The organism is Arthrobacter sp. alpha11c (assembly GCF_054149985.1).
In genome coordinates, this window is record NZ_CP196747.1 from 381,838 (window position 1) to 403,467 (window position 21,630).

10 protein-coding genes, 2 pseudogenes and 1 riboswitch are annotated in these 21,630 nt (G+C 62.3%); of the genes and pseudogenes, 8 read left to right on the plus strand and 4 right to left on the minus strand.

Going from position 1 to position 21,630, the window contains the following annotated elements:
* Window positions 1-69: 69 nt before the first annotated feature.
* Entirely contained in the window at window positions 70-4,956 is a 4,887-nt protein-coding gene (locus ACTAQJ_RS01750) for a DUF4082 domain-containing protein (RefSeq protein ID WP_498700302.1), read from the minus strand.
* A gap of 367 nt (window positions 4,957-5,323) precedes the next feature.
* Between ACTAQJ_RS01750 and smc the strand changes: the two genes are divergently transcribed.
* Together smc and ftsY are read left to right on the plus strand one after the other, a co-directional pair.
* Window positions 5,324-8,908, plus strand: a complete 3,585-nt coding sequence (gene smc / locus ACTAQJ_RS01755; RefSeq protein ID WP_498700303.1) for a chromosome segregation protein SMC — start codon at window positions 5,324-5,326, stop codon at window positions 8,906-8,908.
* A 20-nt stretch (window positions 8,909-8,928) separates the two neighbouring features.
* Window positions 8,929-10,137 carry a signal recognition particle-docking protein FtsY gene (gene ftsY / locus ACTAQJ_RS01760; protein ID WP_498700306.1) on the plus strand — a complete coding sequence of 403 codons (1,209 nt, stop codon included), beginning with the start codon at window positions 8,929-8,931 and terminating at the stop codon, window positions 10,135-10,137.
* Window positions 10,138-10,220: 83 nt separating this feature from the next.
* Here ftsY and ACTAQJ_RS01765 read toward each other — a convergent pair whose 3' ends face one another.
* The gene (locus ACTAQJ_RS01765; RefSeq protein ID WP_498700308.1) at window positions 10,221-11,441 is read right to left on the minus strand and encodes an MFS transporter; all 1,221 of its coding nucleotides are present in this window, start codon (window positions 11,439-11,441) and stop codon (window positions 10,221-10,223) included.
* A 226-nt stretch (window positions 11,442-11,667) separates the two neighbouring features.
* Between ACTAQJ_RS01765 and ACTAQJ_RS01770 the strand changes: the two genes are divergently transcribed.
* Window positions 11,668-12,999, plus strand: a complete 1,332-nt coding sequence (locus ACTAQJ_RS01770; RefSeq protein WP_431115534.1) for an ammonium transporter — start codon at window positions 11,668-11,670, stop codon at window positions 12,997-12,999.
* Entirely contained in the window at window positions 12,996-13,334 is a 339-nt protein-coding gene (locus ACTAQJ_RS01775; RefSeq protein WP_017199639.1) for a P-II family nitrogen regulator, read from the plus strand. Before ACTAQJ_RS01770 ends, ACTAQJ_RS01775 begins: the two co-directional genes overlap by 4 nt.
* Window positions 13,335-13,440: 106 nt before the next feature.
* Here ACTAQJ_RS01775 and ACTAQJ_RS01780 read toward each other — a convergent pair whose 3' ends face one another.
* Entirely contained in the window at window positions 13,441-14,850 is a 1,410-nt protein-coding gene (locus ACTAQJ_RS01780) for a glucose-6-phosphate dehydrogenase (RefSeq protein ID WP_498700311.1), read from the minus strand.
* A gap of 172 nt (window positions 14,851-15,022) precedes the next feature.
* Here ACTAQJ_RS01780 and ffh point away from each other — a divergent pair, with 172 nt between their 5' ends.
* Window positions 15,023-16,600, plus strand: a complete 1,578-nt coding sequence (ffh, locus tag ACTAQJ_RS01785) for a signal recognition particle protein (RefSeq protein ID WP_431115532.1) — start codon at window positions 15,023-15,025, stop codon at window positions 16,598-16,600.
* 108 nt (window positions 16,601-16,708) lie between these two features.
* A complete protein-coding gene (locus ACTAQJ_RS01790; RefSeq protein WP_498700314.1) occupies window positions 16,709-17,431 on the plus strand; it encodes an alpha/beta fold hydrolase in 723 nt (240 codons plus the stop codon).
* Here ACTAQJ_RS01790 and thiC read toward each other — a convergent pair.
* A pseudogene (gene thiC / locus ACTAQJ_RS01795) lies at window positions 17,414-19,272 on the minus strand (phosphomethylpyrimidine synthase ThiC). The gene ACTAQJ_RS01790 and the pseudogene thiC overlap by 18 nt on opposite strands.
* Window positions 19,268-19,375, minus strand: a riboswitch (TPP riboswitch). Its footprint overlaps the pseudogene before it by 5 nt.
* A gap of 107 nt (window positions 19,376-19,482) precedes the next feature.
* On the opposite strand from thiC, the pseudogene ACTAQJ_RS01800 reads away from it, so the two are divergent.
* Window positions 19,483-20,561: pseudogene (locus ACTAQJ_RS01800) on the plus strand (amidohydrolase family protein).
* 99 nt (window positions 20,562-20,660) lie between these two features.
* Entirely contained in the window at window positions 20,661-21,533 is an 873-nt protein-coding gene (locus ACTAQJ_RS01805) for a VOC family protein (RefSeq protein WP_498700316.1), read from the plus strand.
* The last annotated feature ends 97 nt before the right edge of the window (window positions 21,534-21,630 follow it).

Below are 21,630 nucleotides of genomic sequence, written 5' to 3' on the forward strand. Positions count from 1 at the left end.
GACGTCCGGCCCTGGAGTTCAGGGGGCCGGACGCCAGCAGTTCGGAGGCGTTAACGCGTCAGCAGATCCTCAGCAGATCCCCAGGAGGCCGCAGACCAAGCCACCTGATTGGGTGGAGGTAGGGGACGGGGTGGGTGTGGGAGTAGCCGTTGCGGTCGCGGTTGCGGTCGCTGTTGGGGTCGGCGTCGGTGTCGCGGTGGCGCTCGCCTGGGTTTGCGCTGGAGCGGTAGTGGTGGAGTAAACCACGTCTACAAAGTAGTTCGTGGCGTTCCAGGAATTGGTCGGCATTGATCCAGAAGCACCATACCGGTACAGGCCGTTGTCCGGTCCCGAAGCGGTGAAGACGCCACTTGTCCAGGTCTGGTTGAAGAAACCAGTGGTGTACGAGTACCTGCCGTTGGGCGCCCGGTAGGAGACAACATATCTCTGGCCTGTAGCCAGTGCCACCGGCGTGGACAGCGTGGCTGTTTGCCAGCCGGTTGCTGTCTCGTTGACGAAGGTCACTTGGGCCAGGCGGGTGCCGGCCGCGTTCCACAATGACCCAACATGGGTCCCGGTGTTCCCGGTGCCTTTATAAAAACGAATGCCTGTCACGTTGCCTGCCTGGGAAACGGTGAATGCGGTCCCAAGTTCCACCGCTTTCGTTTCCGAAGCCGAGGCCACTTGCGGAAGGAGCGTCCCAAAGATGGTGGACTGTTGCACGGTGGGGCTGGCTGTAGTGAACTGCCAGCTGGTCGGCGGAAGGGTTTGCCCCTGTTGCGAAACCACGTTTGTCACGCTGACAGACACTGACGCACTGCTGGGCAGGGCCGTTGTCGGCGAAAACGTCACGGTGCGGCTGTCTGCTGACAATGCGGTGGTGCCCGCTACAGATGCGCCATTGGCAGTCAACGTCATCGATGCTCCGGATCGGATAGCCGAGGACAGCGTTATCGAGGGTTTGACGTCGGTGGGGATGCCCGTAGCGCCGGGTGCGGGCACCTGGGCCGTGACCGTCAATGGAGGTTCCGGCACCGTGAGCACCAGGTCCACCAGATAACTTGCTGTGGAAGGCACGTTCGGGAAATCGCTGCTGTAAGAGAAAGCTCCTGCGTCTGATGCGGTTCGCAGGGGTCCGCTGGTGAGACCCTCACCGAAGCCGTTGGCCGTGTAGGAGTACTTGCCGGTCGGAGACTTGTACGCAACAACGTATTCAGTATCAGCAGCAATATTAACTGGTTGGCTGAAGGTTGCTGTCTGCCAACCCATACTCGACTCATTGGTAAACGTGACCGATGCAAGGAGCTGCCCGGCGCCGGAGTACAGCGAACCCGTATGGGTTCCGGTGTTTCCAGCGGACTTGTAGAAGCGGATGCCCGTTACCTGGCCAGCAGTGTCGCTGGAGAAGCGGACGCCCAACGTCAGCGGTGTGCCGTCATCAACCTCGGCAGTCGTCGGCGTGACGCTGTCCTGGTAAAGGGTGCAGGGGCACGATCCCGGTATGCGCGGGGCTGGAACTGTGGTGAAGGTCCAGGTGCCTCCAGTCAGCTGCTGCCCGGAGGCAGAGGATGTCGCAGCCAGAGTGGCCGTGAATGAGGTACCAGCGGCGAGAGGCGAGGCGGGGGTGAACGTCACCTGGCGCGTTGTTTGGTCATAGCTCGTTGTTCCGGCTACGGCGGCGCCACCGGCTGTTTTCACGCCAAGCGTGACGCTTGACGGTGTCGCTGCTTCGGATAGGACGGCGCTGACCTTGGTGTCCAGCGGGACACTGGACGCGCCGGGCAAAGGCGACTGTGCGCTTGCCGTGAAGGCAGGCGGTGGAATCATGGCGACGACGTCAACCAGGTAGCTGGCGTTTGACCGGGAAGCCGGGAAGCCTCCGCTGTACGTGTAAGCACCAGCGTCCGAGTCTGCCCGCAAGGGTCCAACACTCATGCCTGAACCGAAGCCATTTGTAGTGGCCGAGTATGTGCCGGTCAGTGATGTGTAGGAGACGATGTATTGCGTGTTGGCAGCGATCTGGACAGGCTGGCCGAAGATCGCTGTTTGCCAACCGGAAGCACTCTCATTGGCGAAGGTTACTGTCGCCAACTGTTGTCCGGACGCGGTGTACAGTGCCCCGTTGTGGGTGCCGGTGTTGCCGGCCGACTTATAGAACCGGACGCCGGTGACTTCCCCGGCCCTGATGCTGGAGAATCGCACACCAAGAGTCAGTGGAACTCCGTCCCGGATTTCGGCGATTCCAGGCGTAACGCTGTCATCGAAGAGACTGCACGGGCAATCCCCGGCGACAGGCAAGGTTGCCGCCGTCGTGAAGGACCAGGTTCCGCCCGCAGTTACTGATCCGCCGATCGAATCGGTCCCTGAGAGGGTCGCCGTGTACGTCGTGCTGAAAGCCAGGGCAGATGACGGCGTGAACGTCGCCCGACGCGTGGCGGAGTCGTACGCGGTAGTGCCCGCCACGGTCCCGGAGGAGGACTTCAACGTCAGCTGGACACTGGATGCAGTGACCGGCTTGGAGAACACGGCACTGACCTTGGTATTGACGGAAACGCTGGAAGAGGACGGGTAAGGCGTTTGTCCGGAAACCGTCATCGGCGTGGTGTCAACCGTGCTGAAAAGGGCGTCCACGAAGTAATGGCCGCCGTTGTGGCTGGCGATCGGGAATCCCGATCCGCTGTAGACACCCGCAGGCTGGGCACCGAAGCCGCCGGCAACTGTTAACGGTGCTTCCGTCGAACCGCTGTAGGCCCACTGGTATTCCTTGCTGGCATAGTGACCGTTCGGATCCCAGTAGGAGACCGTGTAAGTTTGGCCCGCGGCCACAGGGACGGCCTGGCTGAAGAGGACCTGCTGCCAACCGGAGGTTGTTTCGTTGGTGAAGGTGGCTGTTGCCAGGCGCTCGCCGGAGCCGCTCCAGAGTGAACCGATGTGAGTTCCTGTATTGGCCTGGCTCTTGAAGAACCTCACACCCGTGACGAAACCATCTACAGTTGGCGAGAACCGCAGTCCCAGTTCATAGGCACCGGCGTCGCCGGAGTCCTGTATGGCGGGGACAGTCTGGCCAAAGACGCTGTAGGGGCCGGGGATTGTGAGATTCCGGGTGGAAGTGGCACCAATGTTGGCGCTGTCATCAATGGCCCGGACCTGGACTGTGGCCGCTGAGAGGCCTTTCTGGATGTAGTTGTAGGTCCAGTTCTGCTTGCCCTGGGCCGGGTGCCAGGTAGTGCCGCCGTCCGTTGACACCTCGACGCCGGCCACGACGCCGCCGCTGTCTGAGGCAGTGCCGGACACGGTAACGCTTGTTCCGTGGGCGATGGTGGCAGCGTTGGCTGGTGCGGCAATGGAGACTGTTGGCCCGGTTCGATCCGTGCTGGCCGTTGCAGCAACGATGCCCGCTGCCCGTGTAGCGGGTTGAGCGCCCATGTCTGCAAGCAGGTTGACTTGGGCCTGCCGCATCCGGGGATCGGCTGCAGCACCGCCGCCATCATGTTCCTGGTCCAATCCCCAGGTCCATTGGACGCTGCCGGCAGAGAACACCAAGGCACCACTGGGGGCGCGGTACAGGGTCAGATGGTGCGTTGTGCGGCCCGCCTTGACCGTGTTGCCGAAGTCCTGCAGGTACTGGTCGACGTCCCCGACTGTAGTGGACAGCCGGATCAGGCCCGCTGGCCTGAAGCCATTGTCCAGGTCCTCATTCGACTCATATCCAATGGTGTGGGGGGCCAAAGCCGCCGAGGAACCTGCAGGCAGCGAAGTCAGGGAAGTATTACGCCACAGCCTTGTCTTCCCTTCCTCCGAGGAGACAGTCACGGGGAGATCGGTGTAGTTGGACATATAGAGAGTCCCGGTAAGCCCGTTTTCCGGCAAGCCTGCGCCAGCGCTTTGCGAAGCAAACCGCGGGTCACGCCACGTGCCAGTCCATTGGGTACTTGGGTCGCTCTTGGTGTTGGCCCACGTCTCCTTGTAGCAGGTCAAAGTGCGGCCCGCGCCCCCATCAACGGTGGAGGGCTCGAAACGCGTGCGCCAGTACATCTCATTGCCGGAAAGGAACTGCAGGTTTACCCCGGCGTCCCTGGCTGCCGTAACGGCGGCCCGTTGCGGACCGGACCAGTATTCATCGTGGCCCACTGACAGGAAGACCTTGTGGTTCAGCAACTGGGCTCCGTTGCGGTCTGTATCCAGACCACTGATGTAGCTGACGTCGTAGCCGTTTTGCTCCAGGAAGCGCACCATCGGATATTCGTTGGCGAAGTAGAAGTCGCGTCCGCCGATCCCGCCGCGCGTATCCATGGGACGGTTGTAACTGAGTTTGTAGGCCCTTCCGTTGGCCGCGCCCTGGTAGAAGTTGGATCCGCCATAGCCGTTGTACGCCTGCCATGTGGTGTCGGCAGTCTGGAAGACGACGTCGGAATGGTTGCCATCGTTTCGCACAATGAACGTGATGTGGCTCTGGTCTCCGTTGTCAGGCCGCGTGAGGAGAGCTATGTAAATTCCCGAGACAGCTGTCGACGGAACCTGCCAGGTAGCGGAAACGGCCCAGTTACCGCAGTCATAGAGTTCGGTGGTCAGATCGTTGATGCATTGGGGCTGGTTCTGCCGCAGTACCGACGGCGTCACGTTGGCTATCTTGCGGGCTCCGTCACCGCCGTACCAACCTGTGCGATAGATGGCAATGGTGTAGTTGGAGGCGTTCGTAGCGATCTTAAACTTGATTGGCTGCCCGGCGTTAACGCTGATCTCCGTGGAAAATCCCTGTATCCCGGCATCCCCGGCGCCGGCAATGTCCCACTCTGATGGTGGACTTCCGGGTTTCGAGTTTTCACACACCACAGGATTCACCACGGGATCGCAAGGTCCCGCTGCGACGGCTGCCGGGGCAGTAAGAGGCAGCAAAGCTGCAACCATGGCAATCACCAAAGGCAGGAGAAAGCCTTTGAGGACTTGCTGTGGTCGGGTAGCTGAAGGACCGGTCATCAGAACTCCTGGAGTGGTACGCCAATTGCGAATATGGGTCCGCGTCTAGCGCACGGTCCCTGCTTGCCGCTCCCCAGCCAGGGTCAAACCAAGATCTTCAGTTATGGAATACGGGTTCTGCACTTGGATGATCGTTTCCGAATATTTGGACCGTATCCAGCCTTTACCCGAGGGACCTTCAGGTCAAAGCCGGATCACCGGAGCGAATCCGCCAAGTAACCCTTGGCAGGAGTGTAGGGGCGCGGCATCCCTGCCGCAAGGCTTTCCCGTTACAGATCCATGGATTTCGGCCAAACGGCAGTAGATTTAGGGAGATAAAGCCGCCCCCAAGGGCTGACAACAGGCCACCCAGGAGAACCGAACCGCCTTGCATTTGAAAAGTCTGACTGTCCGCGGATTCAAGTCGTTTGCGTCGGCCACGACGTTCGACTTCGAGCCCGGCGTCACCGCAGTCGTCGGTCCGAACGGCTCGGGTAAGTCCAACGTCGTGGATGCCTTGGCGTGGGTCATGGGGGAGCAAGGCGCCAAGACGCTGCGCGGTGGAAAGATGGAAGATGTCATCTTTGCCGGCACGTCCGGCAGGCCTCCTTTGGGACGCGCCCACGTTTCCCTGACCATCGACAACGCGGACAACGCTCTTCCCATTGAGTACAGCGAAGTCACGATTTCCCGGACACTGTTCCGGACGGGAGGCTCCGAATACGCCATCAACGGTGCGCCTTGCCGGCTCCTGGACATCCAGGAGCTTTTGTCTGATTCCGGACTGGGACGCGAGATGCACGTGATAGTGGGCCAAGGCCAGCTGGACCGCGTACTGCACGCGACGCCTGAAGACCGCCGCGGTTTCATCGAGGAAGCCGCAGGTATCCTCAAGCACCGGCGCCGCAAGGAAAAAACCGTCCGTAAGCTCGAAGCCATGCAGGCCAACCTTGCCCGGCTTGGCGACCTCACCGCAGAGATCCGCCGCCAACTCACCCCCTTGGGCAAGCAGGCAGAAATCGCCAGGCGTGCACAAACAGTCCAGTTCGATGTCAGGGATGCCCGCGCCCGGCTCCTCGCCGACGACCTCGTTGCACTGACATCGAGCCTTGAACAGGACGTCGCAGACGAAGCCGCCCTCAAGGAACGCCGCCAGGTGGTCGAGACAGAACTGGGCAACGGGCGGCGACGCCAGGCCGCATTGGAACAGCAGGCAGCGGAAGCAACCCCCCGGCTCAACGCAGCACGGGAGAACTGGTACCAGCTGTCGGCAGGCCGTGAGCGGCTCCGCTCGCTGGGTTCCCTGGCAGCCGAGCGTCGCCGGCTGCTGGGCTCCTCGGAACCTGTGCCGGACTCCGGTCGGGACCCCGAACAGCTGGAGCGCCAAGCGGCGAAGGTCCGCGGGGAACAGGCCGCCTTGGAACACGACATCCTGGCCAAGCAGGCCGCCCTCCTGGAAGCAACAGTGGCGAAGGATTCTGCGGAGGCGCTCGCAGCCGCCGAGGACAAACGGCTGACCGCCATGTTAAGGGCAGCAGCCGACCGTCGCGAAGGACTCGCCAGGCTCGCGGGCCAGGTCGCGGCCGCACGCTCCAGGGCAGAAGCGGCGGAGGCCGAGCGTGGTCGCCTTCGCGAATCATTGGCCGCGGGCAACGAGCGACGCCGTCACGCCCAGAGCGAATTCGCAGCACTCGAATCCCAGGTTGCAGGGGTTGAAGACGGCGAAGAGAGCCTTGACGCCGAGTACGAGAATGCAACTGAGGCCCTGGACGCCGTGCTGGCGGAAATCGAAGAGCTGAAATCCGCAGAACGGGAAGCACTTCGCCAGCGGGATGCCCTGACCGCCCGCCGCGATGCACTTCTTTTGGGGCTGAACCGCAAGGACGGCTCGGAGCGTCTGCTCTCTGGCGATGTCCAGGGCATTCTGGGCCCGCTTGCCGGGATGCTTGCCATTGAGCCCGGCTATGAGGCCGCGATAGCAGCGGCGCTCGGCTCTGCCTCGGACGCGCTCGTGGTCGGGGACTCCGCTGTCGCCGTCGCCGCGATCCAACTGTTGAAAGAGGACGACGCCGGCAGGGCCGCGTTGCTCTTGGCTGACGTCCACCACGGGGCTGGTGAAGCGGCATCCCCCTCGGAGCTGCCGGCTGGCAGCAGATGGGCCGTGGACGTCCTCAAGGTCACGGAACCAGCTGCCCAAGGTGCCTTGGCCCTGCTGGCCGGGATCGCCGTCGTCGATGATCCGGCAGCGGCGGCAGCGCTGATTGATGGGCACCCGGAACTCAAGGTGGTTACCCGTGCAGGCGACGTCTTCACGTCGCTGACCGCCCAGGGCGGTTCAGCCACGGCGCCCTCCCTGCTGGAGATCCAGGCAGCAGTGGACGACGCCGTGGCCGGGCTTCAGGAGGTTACGGCACGCTTGGAGCGGGGACGGTTCGCCCTGGCCGGCGCCGAAGCTCGTCGCGCCGAAGCCCAGGACCGGTCCGATGCGGCATTGGAAAGGCTGCATGAATCCGATGCCCGCCTTGCTGCCGTGGCAGAGCGCCTGGGGCACTTGAACTCACTTCTTCGTAGTGCGGTGGGTGAAAGCGAACGTCTGGAGGCTTCCCTGGCGCGTGCGGAAGCGAACATTGCAGAAGCCCGGTTGGACCTTGAAGTCGCGGCTGAGCGGCTCGCCGCCGCCCAGGAAGCTCCGGACGAGGAACCATCCACGGATCAGCGCGATGAACTCGCGGCGCAGGCGCGGTTGGCCCGTTCCAACGAAATGGAAGCCAGGCTTGCCCTGCGCACGGCCGAAGAACAATTGGGGGCCATCGCTGGCAGGGCGTCCTCCCTGGAACGCGCAGCAGCTACGGAGCGGCGGGCCCGTGAAGAGGCCGCCCGCCGGGCGCAGAGGCGGCGCGCCCAAGCCCAACGCGCTGGTGCAGTGGTGGTGGCCGTTGAGCAGGCGCTTCGCTTCATCGATATATCAGTGGATCTCGCCGGACATGAACGCGACCTTGCCGAGCAAGCGCGTGAGCAACTGGAGAAGGAACTGTCCGGCGTGCGTTCCGGAAACGATTCGCTGGCAAAGGAACTCGCCGAACTTACCGACTCTGTGCACAAGGACGAGATGGCCAGGACCCAACAGCGTCTTCGAATCGAGGCGTTGGAGGCCCGTTCCATCGAGGAACTCGGACTATCGGCCGAACAGCTCGTTGCAGATTACGGCCCCGATCAACCTGTCCCACAACCGGCTGGCGCAACCACGGACAAATGGGCGGAACTCCGTGCGCCTGTGGATGAAACGGGTGCACCGCTCGTTGAAGGAATTCCCTTCGACCGGGCGGAGCAGGAGAAAAGGCTCAAAAAGGCTGAGCGGGAACTGGCGGCACTGGGAAAGGTCAACCCTCTGGCCCTGGAAGAGTTCGCCGCCCTTGAGGAGCGCCACCAGTTCCTCAGTTCGCAACTGGAGGACCTCAAGTCCAGCCGGAAGGACTTGCTGGACATCATCAAAGAAGTGGATAACCGCGTCCAGCAGGTCTTCACCGAAGCCTTCGCCGATACTTCAGCGCAGTTTGACCGCGTCTTCGCACGGCTCTTCCCAGGAGGCGAGGGCAGGCTGGTCCTGACGGATCCAAACGACATGTTGACCACTGGCATCGAGGTGGAAGCCAGGCCGGCTGGTAAGAAGATCAAGAGGTTGTCCCTGCTCTCCGGCGGCGAACGGTCACTCACCGCTGTGGCACTGCTGGTGGCGATCTTCAAAGCCAGGCCGTCGCCGTTTTACGTCATGGACGAAGTGGAAGCGGCCTTGGACGACACCAACCTTGGCCGGCTCATCACGATCTTCGAAGAGCTTCGGGAGTCCAGCCAGTTGATCGTCATCACGCACCAGAAGCGCACCATGGAAGTCGCCGATGCCCTCTACGGCGTCACGATGCGTGGCGACGGGGTGTCCACCGTCATCAGCCAACGGCTCGGTGCCGGGGCATAGCTTTATGAGAAGGTAGGGGAGTGAACGATTTCCTACCCATAATTCTGTCCATTCTCGCCGCGCTCGTCGTGGTCGGCGGGCTGGTGCCGGTACTGATGAAGGCCCGGAAGTCCGGCGCCAAATACCCTGGAACGCGGGACGCCAATGACCCCGTTCAGTCATCGGCTGCAGGCAGCGGAACCCTTGTGGAGGACCGGCCGGATGCCGTAACAGCAGCTCCTGCCCCAACCTTCGACGGAACAGTCGAAGGTGCTGATGTTCCGGATGATGCCGCCGGGTTGGAGACCATCGCTGTAGAGACGCCGGCGCCTGTCGAAGGCCGCCTGACCCGCCTCCGCGCCCGTTTGGTGAAATCGAACAACATTCTGGGCAAGGGTCTGCTGGCTCTGCTGTCCGGGGACAAAATCGACGAGAACGTGTGGGACGAGGTTGAGGAGACACTGCTTCTTGCCGATCTCGGCACCGAGCCCACCATGCAGTTGGTCGATGCCCTCCGGGAACGCGTCAAGGTGCTGGGCACCCGCAGTCCCGAGCACGTCAAAGCCATGCTCCGTGAAGAACTCATCAAGCTCGTGGATCCCACCATGGACCGTTCCCTCAACGTCGAGCGCAAGGGTGACCGACCCGCCGTCGTGCTTGTTGTTGGTGTCAACGGCGTGGGCAAGACCACAACCGTCGGCAAACTGGCGCGCGTGCTCGTGGCCGAGGACAAGGACGTGCTGCTCGGTGCTGCGGACACTTTCCGCGCCGCAGCTGCTGAGCAGTTGGCCACATGGGGCCAGCGTGTTGGCGTAGCCACCGTCAAGTCCGACATCGACGGCGCCGACCCCGCCTCCGTTGCCTACGAAGCCGTCAAAGCGGGCATCGACCAGGAGGTCGACGTCGTCATGGTGGATACCGCTGGGCGCCTGCAGAACAAGACCGGCCTGATGGACGAACTCGGCAAGGTCAAGCGTGTCATCGAGAAACTGGCTGAAGTGGACGAGGTCCTGCTGGTCCTTGACGCCACCACGGGTCAGAACGGCCTGAACCAAGCACGCGTCTTTGCCGAGGTGGTCAACATCACAGGTATTGTGCTGACCAAATTGGATGGCACAGCCAAGGGCGGCATTGTGGTCGCTATCCAGAAGTCGCTGGGTGTGCCCGTCAAGCTCATCGGTCTCGGCGAAGGTCCGGACGACCTCGCACCGTTCGAAGCCGAGGGCTTTGTGGACGCCCTGCTTAACTAGCGCAGTCTCCTTAGTTAGCACAGTCGCCCAACTGACTGGCAATAGCGGTTGTTTTCAGTACTCAAAGCAACCACTACTGCCAGTCAGTTTTTGGTTTTAAGGGGTTCGCGCGCCAACAGCCAGCCGGCGGCGGTGAGCAGCAGCACTCCGCCGGTGACAGCAAATGCAAGTCCGTAGCCGAAGCGATCGGCGAGAATACCAGCCACGACGGGGCCGATGATGGCCCCGGTGTCTGCGGCCATCTGGAAGACCGCCAGCACCTTGCCACCGGAGCGACCCCGGCCAATGACATCGGCGACAGCAGCCTGCTGCGCTGGCCCCAGCAAGCCGGAACCGAAGCCTGCCACAGCGGAAGCAGCGAAGAATGCCGGAAGGTCCGTGGTTAACCCGATGACACCGGTGGCGACGCCAGTGATGACAAGACCCGGAATGAGCAGGGGCTTCCTTCCCCAGGCATCGGCGAGACGCCCGGAGAATGTCAAAGCGACAGCATTGCCTACGGCAAAAACGGCCAACGCCCACGCAGCTGTCTCCGGCCGCGACTGAAGTGCCGCGACGGCAAAGAGCGGAATCGTGGCCATCCGCACACCAAAAGTCACCCAGCCATTACCGAAGCTGGAAAACACAGCCGCCCGGTACGCTGAATCGGCCAGCGCCTCCTTCAACGTCATGGGCGGAGCGGGGCTGGCATCCTGACCGGGGGTACCCTCGCCGCTGAGCATTGTGCGGACCACCAGCGCCGCAATAAGCAAGGCCGCCGCGTAGGCAAGAAACGGTACCCGGAGGCCGAAGCCGGCCAGCAGGCCACCAACAACAGGGCCCAGGACACTGCCAATCAGAAAGGCCGAGGCATACGCGCCCGAAACACGGCCCCTTCGCTCCGGCGGTGCCAAACGGATGAGCAGCCCCATGGCGGCGACTGTGAACATGACGGAACCCGCTCCGCCGAGGCCCCGGAATATCAGCAGCTGCCAGTAATTCTGGGCGAAAGCGCAGGCGGCAGTGGAAACGGCAACGATCAATAGGCCGGACACATACACGTTCCGCTCGCCGAAGCGACCGATGAGCGAGCCCCCTGCCGGGGCGAAAACCAACCGCATGAAAGCGAAGATGCTGACAATGACGGCGGCAGCGGTGGCGCCAACGTCGAAAGAGGTGGCGAATTGGGGGAGCACCGGTGCTACCAGCCCGAAGCCCAGCGCAATCAAGAACGCCGCTGCCAACATCACCTTGATGTCGCGGGGCAGCGGTTCCTTTTCCCGCCGGACCCTTGGATCTTCAACGGATCTGGGCGACTCACTCATGCGGTGCGGGTCCTTCAATTCTGTGTATTTGCGGTGAAGTGTGACGGATGAAACATATCCGTAACAACGGTGATATGCACCATTTACGTTGGGGAGGTTGTTGTAACGAGCCTGCAATGTAAAACCCGCGCAGGCGAAACACGGTGGCACAAAAATCTTAAGCAGGACGCAAAACGGCGTCAGACCGCGGTTGAACCGCAGATCTAGCAAGAGAGGAACGTGCACCATGGAACTTACCGCAGGTCACGTATGGGTCATGGTGGCGGCGGCACTCGTGCTGTTCATGACTCCCGGTTTGGCATTCTTCTACGGCGGCATGACCCGCGCCAAGGCAGCACTGAACATGATGATGATGAGCTTCATCTCCATCGGTATCGTGGGTGTTGTCTGGGTGCTGTGGGGTTCGTCGATGAGCTCAGGTGAAGGCTTCATGGAGATCGTGGGCAATCCGTTTGCCACCTTCGGCCTTGAAGGCATCAGCACTCCCGATGGTTTGATCAAGGTCGGCTATGCAGCCACCTTCGCCATCATCACGGTAGCCCTTATCAGCGGTGCCATCGCAGACCGTGCCAAGTTTGGCGCCTGGAGCCTCTTCGTTCCAGTGTGGGTCACCCTGGTCTACGCGCCGCTGGCGTACATGGTGTGGGGTGGCGGCTTGTTCGGCCCTGAAGGAGCCATCGGCAAAGCCCTCGGCCCGGCCATTGACTTCGCAGGCGGCACCGTGGTGCACATCAACGCAGGTGTTGCAGCACTGGTCCTCGTTCTGATCATTGGTAACCGCCGCGGCTTCGGCAAGGACCCGAACCACCGCCCGCACAACATTCCGTTCGTCATGCTCGGTGCAGCCATCCTCTGGTTCGGTTGGTTCGGCTTCAACGGCGGTGCAGCAGCCACTGCTGAACAGGCCGGCCTCATCTGGATCAACACGCTGGCGGCCCCCGCTGCAGCCATGATCGCCTGGCTCGTCACCGAACGCATCCGCGATGGGCACCCGACTTCATTGGGTGCAGCTTCCGGTGTAGTTGCGGGCCTGGTTGCCATCACTCCCGCTTGCGCCAATGTCAGCCCGGTGGGCGCCCTTGGACTCGGTGTTGTAGCCGGTGTCGCTTCGGCCCTGGCAGTCGGCCTGAAGTTCCGCTGGGGCTTCGATGACTCCCTGGATGTTGTCGGCGTCCACCTCGTGTCGGGCATCATCGGCACCGTGGCGCTGGGCTTCATCGCCACCCCAAGCGAAGGCGTCACCGCCGGCGGCCTCTTCTACGGTGGCGGCATGACCCAGATGTGGGCCCAGCTCGCAGCTGCAGGAGTCGCAATTGCCTTCTCGGCAATCATGACGGCCATCATCGCCTTCGCCATTCACAAGACCATGGGCTTCCGGGTCTCCACCGAGCAGGAGAACGTGGGTGTTGACCTCAGCCTCCACGCCGAAACGGCCTACGAGTTCGGTGTCAATGGCCACGGTGGCAGCTTCCAGCCCCTGCACGAGGCCATGATCGGAAAGTCCGAGTCCGCAGCAGCCAAGACGCCCGCAGAAGGCAAGGAGAGTGTCCAGGCATGAAGCTCATCACAGCGATTGTCCGCCCGGAAAAGCTTGAAGCAGTCCGGGAAGGCTTGGAAGCGTACGGCGTCCAAGGCTTGACGGTCAGCGCAGCAAGCGGCTACGGCCGGCAGCGTGGCTACACCGAGGTGTACCGCGGAGCTGAATACAACGTGGACCTGTTGCCAAAGATTCGCATTGAGGTTCTTGCCACGGACGAGCAAGCAGATGACATCCTGGATGTCCTGATCGCAAGCTCGAATACCGGCCGGGCCGGAGACGGCAAAGTCTGGACCGTGGATGTCTACGAAGCAGTTCGAGTGAGGACCGGGGAGCGCGGCGCTGCCGCAATCTAGGTCCTGAAATCACACTCCTGACACGAAAGCGGGCCGGGTACCAGCAAAGGTACCCGGCCCGCTTTCTGCGTTGTCGGCTTGCCGACCCGTGTCCGGCCTAATTGACTCAGCTGTCTTGTTTCACGACGGCGGTGGGCCAGTCCGCCGGCCCGGCGCCACCGGCGTCGTACTCCTCCAACGGGACGTCGCCGCCCTCCCAGGCGCGAAGAACAGGCTCGATGATCCGCCAGCAATCCTCGGCTGTATCGCCTCGAACGGACAACAAAGGGTCGCCGTTGAGGATGCCTTCCAGCACTTCTCCATAGGGCAGCATTCCGGCCGCATTGAGCTGGGTCACCAAACTAGCGCGGTCAAGAGTGAAGATATCGCCTGGGCCGTTCACGTCGACGTCGAGTTGGAGCACGTCCGGACCGAAGCCGATCCGAAGCTGGTTGGGGGAGTCCACGCCCGAAAATCCCTTGGGAAGGTGGGGGACCGGATGGAAGGTGATCACGGCCTCCTTGCGCCGGCGTCCCATGGCCTTTCCTGAGCGGAGGATGAACGGCACGCCCTTCCAACGCCAGTTGTCGATGTCCACCCGGACCTCGGCAAGGGTTTCAGTATTGCGGGCCGGGTCCACGCCGTCCTCGGCAGCGTAATCCGGCACTGCTCGTTCTCCGAGGGTGCCTGCGGTGTAGCGGGCGCGGCGTGTGGAATCGGTGTATGGGGCTTTGACGCTGCTGGCCCGCAGGACAGTGGCCACGGCGTCGCGGAGGTCCCTTTCCTCGATGGTGGCCGGGGCGTCGATGGCCAGGAAGGCCATGATGTGCAGGAGGTGGCTTTGGATCATGTCGCGGAGCGCCCCGGCGGTGTCGTAGTACCGGGCGCGGCCCTCAAGTGCCAGATCCTCGTCAAAGATGACCTCTACTTTTTCGATGTGATCGCGGTTCCATACCGGTTCCAGGAACCGGTTGGCGAAACGAAGGCCCAGGATGTTCAACACCGTGGCTTTGCCCAGGAAGTGGTCCACGCGGTGGATGTGGTCCTCGGGCACCAGTGCGGCGAGCGTCTTGTTCAACTCATGCGCAGATTCCGTTCCTGAACCGAATGGCTTCTCCATCACCAAGCGTGTTCCCGCGGGCAGCTGATCCCTGTGGAGAACCTCACAGGCCTTCTGGCTGATGTGCGGCGGCAGGGCGAAGTAGATGGCAACCGGGCCTTCCAACCTGGCCAGCAGCTCCGCCAAAGGCCCGTCTGCCGTGACATCCAGCTGATGGTATTCGGTTACTGCGGCTACAGCAGCCAGAGCAGCGCGGCCTTCTGCATCGGCTGCATCCGACGCCGCCGCAAAAGCGCCATGGACGCGTTCCTGCCACTGTTCAGGGGACCAAGGGTCAGAACCTGCCCCCACCAGTCGAAGCCCCGGTGCCCGGCCGGAAGCCAGGAGTCCGGCAAGTCCGGGCAGGAGCAGCCTGCCTGTCAGGTCCCCGGACGCGCCGAGGATGAGCAACGTTTTCACAGTTGTTTTGCTGGTCACTGTGCCAGCATGCCATCTTGCAGGTGCGACTTGGTACCCTAGATAGTCGAGTCCCTTGGTTGACGCAGATTTGTTGGGGTTGAGACAAATTTGTTTGGGGCAAGAACAAGTCAAGACTCTGGCGTGCCGCACTGGCCGCCAATCGCAGACCATCGAAAGAAGTGCACGGCGCGTGTTCAATTCACTCTCTGACCGGTTGACAGCAACCTTCAAGAACCTCCGTGGCAAGGGCCGCCTCACCGAGGCTGATGTCGATGCCACCGTCCGGGAGATCCGCCGTGCCCTTTTGGACGCGGATGTTGCCGTTTCGGTGGTCCGCGAATTCACGTCCCGCATTCGTGAGCGGGCTCTTGGTGCCGAGGTTTCCGGTGCGTTGAATCCGAGCCAGCAGATCGTCAAGATCGTCAACGAGGAACTCGTGGAGATCCTCGGCGGCGAAACCCGGCGCATCCGCTTGGCCAAGACCGGCCCCACCATCATCATGCTGGCCGGCCTCCAGGGTGCAGGCAAGACCACCCTCGCTGGCAAGCTGTCAAAATGGCTGAAGGCGCAGGGCCACAGCCCCATGCTGGTTGCCTGCGACCTCCAGCGGCCCAACGCCGTAACGCAGCTTCAGGTTGTCGGCCAGCGCGCAGGCGTTCCTGTCTTCGCGCCGCACCCGGGAGCCACCTCGGAGCTGGATCACCCGGCCGGTGACCCCGTGGCTGTCGCCAGTGCCGGTGTGGAAGAAGCGCGCCAGAAGCTGCACGACGTCGTGATCGTTGACACCGCCGGCCGCCTCGGCGTGGATGCCGAGATGATGGACCAGGCACGCCGGATCCGTCAGGCGATCATCCCGAACGAAGTCCTCTTCGTCATTGACTCCATGATCGGCCAGGACGCCGTCAACACGGCCATGGCGTTTGACGAAGGCGTGAACTTCACCGGCATCGTGCTGTCCAAGCTCGACGGCGATGCCCGCGGTGGTGCCGCGCTCTCGGTTGCGTCCGTCACAGGCAAGCCGGTCATGTTTGCGTCCACCGGTGAAGGCCTGGACGACTTCGAGCTCTTCCACCCGGACCGTATGGCGTCGCGCATCCTGGACATGGGTGACGTCCTGACCTTGATCGAACAGGCTGAGAAGGCCTGGGACAAGGACGAAGCTGCCCGGATGGCGAAGAAGTTCGCCGACCAGGAAGACTTCACCCTGGACGACTTCCTTGCCCAGATGCAGCAGATCCGCAACATGGGTTCCATGAAGAAGATGCTCATGATGATGCCGGGTGCCCAAAACATCCGGCAGCAACTGGAGAACTTCGACGAACGCGAAATCGATCGCGTTGAGGCGATCGTCAGGTCCATGACGCCGCACGAGCGCGTAGCTCCCAAAATCATCAACGGCTCCCGCAGGGCCCGCATTGCAAAGGGTTCAGGTGTGCACGTCTCCGAGGTCAACGGCCTCCTGGAGCGCTTCGCCCAAGCCCAGAAAATGATGAAGAAGATGGCCCAGGGCGGCATGCCCGGTATGCCGGGCATGCCTGGAATGGGTGGCCCCGGCGGCGCCCGCAAGGGTGGCAAGAACGCTCCCAAGAAGAAGGCGCGCTCCGGCAACCCGGCAAAGGCAGCCCAGGAACTGCGCGACGCCGAGGCCAAACGTGCCAACGCGGCCTCGGCAGCTCCTACGGGAGCGGCGTTCGGCCAGGGCGCTGCGGACTTCGATCCGTCCACGCTGAACCTCCCCAAGGGCTTCGAGAAGTTCCTGGGTAAGTAGCCGGAATCTCAGACTCAACACTGTGACAGCTGGCGCCGTTGTGAATGCCCATAACGGCGCCAACTGCTTTTTGGCGGGGATGTCAGGGCTCTGGACTAGGGTGAATCCATGCACAAGCAGCGCGTAGTCTTCGTCCACGGACTGGGGAGCTTTGGCGCCTCGGCATGGCCCAAGCAGCACGGCATGGCCCTGTCATATGACGCACTGTTCCTCCGCCGGCACGGCTTTGATCCCGTGGCTGAACCGGTGGAATCCGACGTCGCTGCGGATATCGGCATCGTGGTTGCTTCGCTGGTGGATTCTGGTGGGGGCCATGTGGTGGCGCATGAGCAAGGTGCAATCTCTGCCATGCTCGCAGCAATTGAACGCCCGGACCTGGTGCACTCACTGACACTGGTTGAACCGGCTTGTTTATCCTTGACGGCCGAGCTTCCTGCCACGACATTCCATCGTTCGCTCATGGAACCGCTGTTTGACGTGCGGAAGCAGCTTAAGGACGCCGACTACGAACGCGAGTACTTCAGGCGTGCATTTTCAGCCGAAGCCAGTGGGCTGGACACGCCCGAGGCGCGCCGTTCGGCACGTCGCCTCCGGCTGCAGGCGCCTCCTTGGGAAGCGCCCCTGCACATCGTTCCTGGCGTTCCTACCCTTGTCCTAACGGGCGGGTGGGAGCCACTGTACGAAGAAATTGCCGCGTACCTGGAGGACACCGGTGCCCTCCGCCGCGTAGCAGCTGGAGGGCACCGGCCCCAGGACTCGGTGGATGGAGACCGGATTATTCGCTCTTTTGTAGCCGACGTTGTCCGGACGAGGTCAGTTAAGGTTTCCTGACGCTGCCGTGTTGGTGGAGGACATCTGGGTAGAGGGAAGCTGCAGCTCAGGCAGGTACACCTTGCCACCTGACGCCAGGAATTCTTCGCTCTTTTCCCGCATGCCGTCGTATATCCCCGCAATGGCGGCCTGCGCCTCGGCCGAACCGAACTCGTCCCTGATGTCCTGGCTGATGCGCATCGAGCAGAATTTGGGCCCGCACATCGAGCAGAAGTGCGCGGTCTTGGCAGGTTCGGTGGAAGCGTTTCGTCGTGGAAGGCTTCGGCGGTGACCGGGTCCAGGGACAGTGCGAACTGGTCCCGCCAACGGAACTCGAACCTGGCCTTGGACAAAGCGTCGTCGCGTTCGTTTGCGCCCGGGTGTCCCTTGGCGAGGTCCGCCGCGTGCGCGGCGATCTTGTACGTGATCACACCGGTCTTCACATCGTCCTTGTTTGGCAGTCCCAGGTGTTCTTTGGGCGTCACGTAGCACAGCATGGCCGTGCCATAGCGCGCAATTTCCGTTGCGCCGATTGCCGAGGTGATGTGGTCATAGCCAGGAGCAACGTCCGTGACCAGCGGTCCCAAGGTGTAGAAGGGGGCACCTTTACAGAGTTCCTGTTGGCGCTCCACGTTCTCGCGGACCAAGTGGAAGGGAATATGCCCGGGTCCTTCAACCATCACCTGCACATCAAATTCCCAAGCCCGCTGGGTCAGCTCGGCAAGCGTATCGAGCTCGGCGAACTGCGCGGCGTCGTTGGCATCGGCTGTGGCGCCGGGGCGCAATCCGTCGCCCAGGGAGAATGCGACGTCGTACTTGGCGAAGATTTCGCAGAGCTCATCAAAATGCGTGTAGAGGAAGTTTTCCTCGTGGTGCGCCAAGCACCATCCGGCCATGATCGAGCCGCCGCGGGAGACGATGCCTGTCACCCGGTTTGCCGTCAAGGGCACGTACCTCAGGAGCACTCCGGCGTGGATTGTCATGTAGTCAACGCCCTGCTCGCATTGCTCGATGACCGTATCCCGGAAAATTTCCCACGTGAGTTTGTTGGCCTCGCCGTTGACCTTCTCCAGGGCCTGGTAGATGGGTACTGTGCCGATCGGAACGGGGGAATTGCGGATGATCCACTCGCGGGTGGTGTGGATGTCGTCTCCCGTGGACAGGTCCATGACAGTATCGGCACCCCACTGGGTTGCCCATTGCAGCTTGTCAACTTCCTCGGCGATGGAACTGGTGACGGCGGAGTTTCCGATGTTGGCGTTGATTTTGACCAGGAAGGCCTTGCCAATGATCATGGGCTCGGACTCGGGGTGGTTGATGTTGTTGGGGATGATAGCGCGCCCGGCAGCCACTTCGCTGCGAACCACCTCAACGTCGCAGTTCTCCCGCAGCGCCACAAACTGCATTTCCGGCGTGACGATGCCTTGCCTGGCATAGTGCATCTGGGTGACGGTTTTGCCTTCGACGGCGCGGCGGGGCACCGGTTGCGCCCCCTTCCACTCCTGGGACGCCGCGCCGCGGCGTACCGCTGATTTGCCGTCGTCGAGCAGGTTCCTCTCCCGCCCGGAATATGCCTCGGTATCTCCTCGGGCTTCGATCCATCCGGTGCGGAACGGCTCCAGGCCCACCACGGGGTCACTGCCCGGTCCGGCAGTTCGGTATACCTGCAGTGGCTCATTGGCTTCACCGTTGGGGGAGGGCTCCAAAGCAATCTCCGTAACGGGGACCCGGATACCATTTGCCGGGTCTTCCAGCCAGGCCAGCGAATGGGACTTCAGTGACTGGGTGACGGTTTCCGCCGCCTTTTCGCTGGTATTGGTCTGGTCTTGGGCAGAGCTGTGCTGTGTTTCGGTGGTGCTCAAAGGATTACTCACTTCCTTCGCCGGCATTACCCGGACAGGTTCAACGGTCGCAGACTGCTTCAGTCCGATCTCAGCCCCTGCAGGGGCCCCCGTGTGGTCGTAGACGAAGCTACCACAGCTCTGATCCGGGGCCCAGTCATACCCCGCAGCGGTACCGCAGCCGTACCCATATGGGAGGTCTGTGGCATGGCGGCGGATTAGGCTTTTGCCATGGCCAACATCATCGAATTCACTGGTCCTGTGCTTGTGGCAGGAGACGATCAACGGCATGGGCTGTGGTCCGTTGATGGCAAACTGACGTTCGAACGTCCCGTTGCCGCACCCGATTCCATACTGGAGGGATGGGTCCTCCCTGGTTTTGTGGACGCCCATTGCCACATCGGCCTTGGCGTCGGCGGGCAGTTGATGAGCAGACAACTCTTGCCCAGGCGCAGGCCGACCTAGAAGCCGGCACGTTGTTGATCCGTGACGCCGGCTCGCCAAGCGATACACGTTGGGTTCAGCGGCGGGAGGATCTCCCACGGCTGCTTCGTGCCGGACGCCACATCGCCCGGAGCCGGCGTTACCTGCGTGGCCTGGGTCACGAAGTGGAGCCGGGCGAGCTCGTGGAGACAGTCCGTAAGGAAGCCCGGGACGGGGACGGTTGGGTCAAACTCGTAGGCGATTGGATCGATCGCGGTGCCGGTGACCTGACGGTTTCCTTCCCTAGGGACGTCGTGCGGGATGCCATTGCGGCCGCCCACGACGAAGGGGCCAGGGTGACTGCCCACTGCTTCGCTGAAGACACCGTTGATGACATGCTCGACGCCGGGATTGACTGCATTGAGCACGCCACTGGCCTTTTGCCCCGTCACATTCCCCGTCTCGTGGAGCAGTCTGTCCCGATTGTTCCTACGTTGGTTAACATCGCGACTTTTCCGGATATCGCGGCCCAGGCCGCACCTAAGTTTCCGGTGTACGCGGACCACATGACCCGGCTTTGGGAGCGACGCCGCGAACGGGTGCTCGAGGCCTTTGAAGCAGGTGTCGGCATCTACACAGGAACGGATGCAGGAAGCGTAATCAAGCACGGCAGGATCGCTGACGAAATGAAGGAGCTTCACGACGCCGGCCTGCCGTCCACTGCCGTCCTGGGCGCCGCTACGTGGGGCGCACGGAAGTGGCTGGGAGCCGAGGGCATCAGCGAAGGGGCAAGCGCCGACGTCGTGCTTTGCCGGGATGATCCGAGGAAGAACCTCGCAACTGTGGCGAGCCTGAACCATGTAGTCCTGCGCGGGAAACTGGTCTAACTCGGAATAAATTTCTAACTCGGAATAAATTGAAGCTTCAAGTAATTTGCATAAGTAGAACGTGCCGAAGGGCGGCCATCTATGAATCGGGAGCTTCACATGACGACGACATCCAACCAGGATCTCCTTCCTGCCGAACTCACCATGGGCACCGTCATGCTCAAGGTCGGCGATATGAGGGTGATGAGTGACTACTATCAGCGTGCCCTGGGCCTTGAGATCGTGGCTGAGCAGGATGGCGGGCTGTACCTGGGGCGCCTGGGCAAGCCTGTAGTCCACCTCGCTCCCGCCGCCGGCCTGCAGATTCCAGGCCGTGGCGAAGCCGGGCTTTTCCATACAGCCATCCTGTTCCGGGACCAGCCTTCCCTGGCGGCCACCATTGCCACCGCGGCAGAGTATGAACCGCGCGCCTTTGTGGGCAGTGCCGATCATTTGGTGAGCGAAGCCTTCTACTTCACTGATCCGGAAGGCAACGGCATTGAGCTCTATTACGACAAGCCGCGCGATCTCTGGCAGTGGGATGGCAAGAATGTGGTGATGGACAACGTTGCTTTGCCGCCCCAGCGCTTCCTCCAGCAACACTTGAGTGAGGCTGCCGTGACAGGCCAGCGGGAAGCCGCTGCCGGCGTCGGACACGTGCACCTTCAGGTAGGTGACGTGCAGACCGCCCAGGATTTTTATGTGGACACGCTGGGTTTTGAGAGGACAGCGGGCTGGCATGGGCAGGCGTTGTTTGTTTCTGCGGGCGGCTACCACCACCACATGGCGATGAACGTGTGGAACAGCCGCGGGGCCGGGCCCCGCAGGGATACCCTGGGCTTGGGCGAAGTCCTGATCGAGGTTCCATCTGCCGATGACGTCGCCGCGCTGGCTGACCGGCTGAAAGTTGCGTCCGTGGCGAACCACCATACGGGCCTGGAACTGCAGTTCGAAGACCCCTGGCGCAACAAGCTGCGCGTGGCAGTGCGCTAAGCACCCTCGCGGGAAGCGCCCTCGCGCTGGCTTCCGAATGCAGGGGCCGTGACTGCACTAGGCTGGGCATTGACGGTATTCGCCCCTTGGGCCGTTG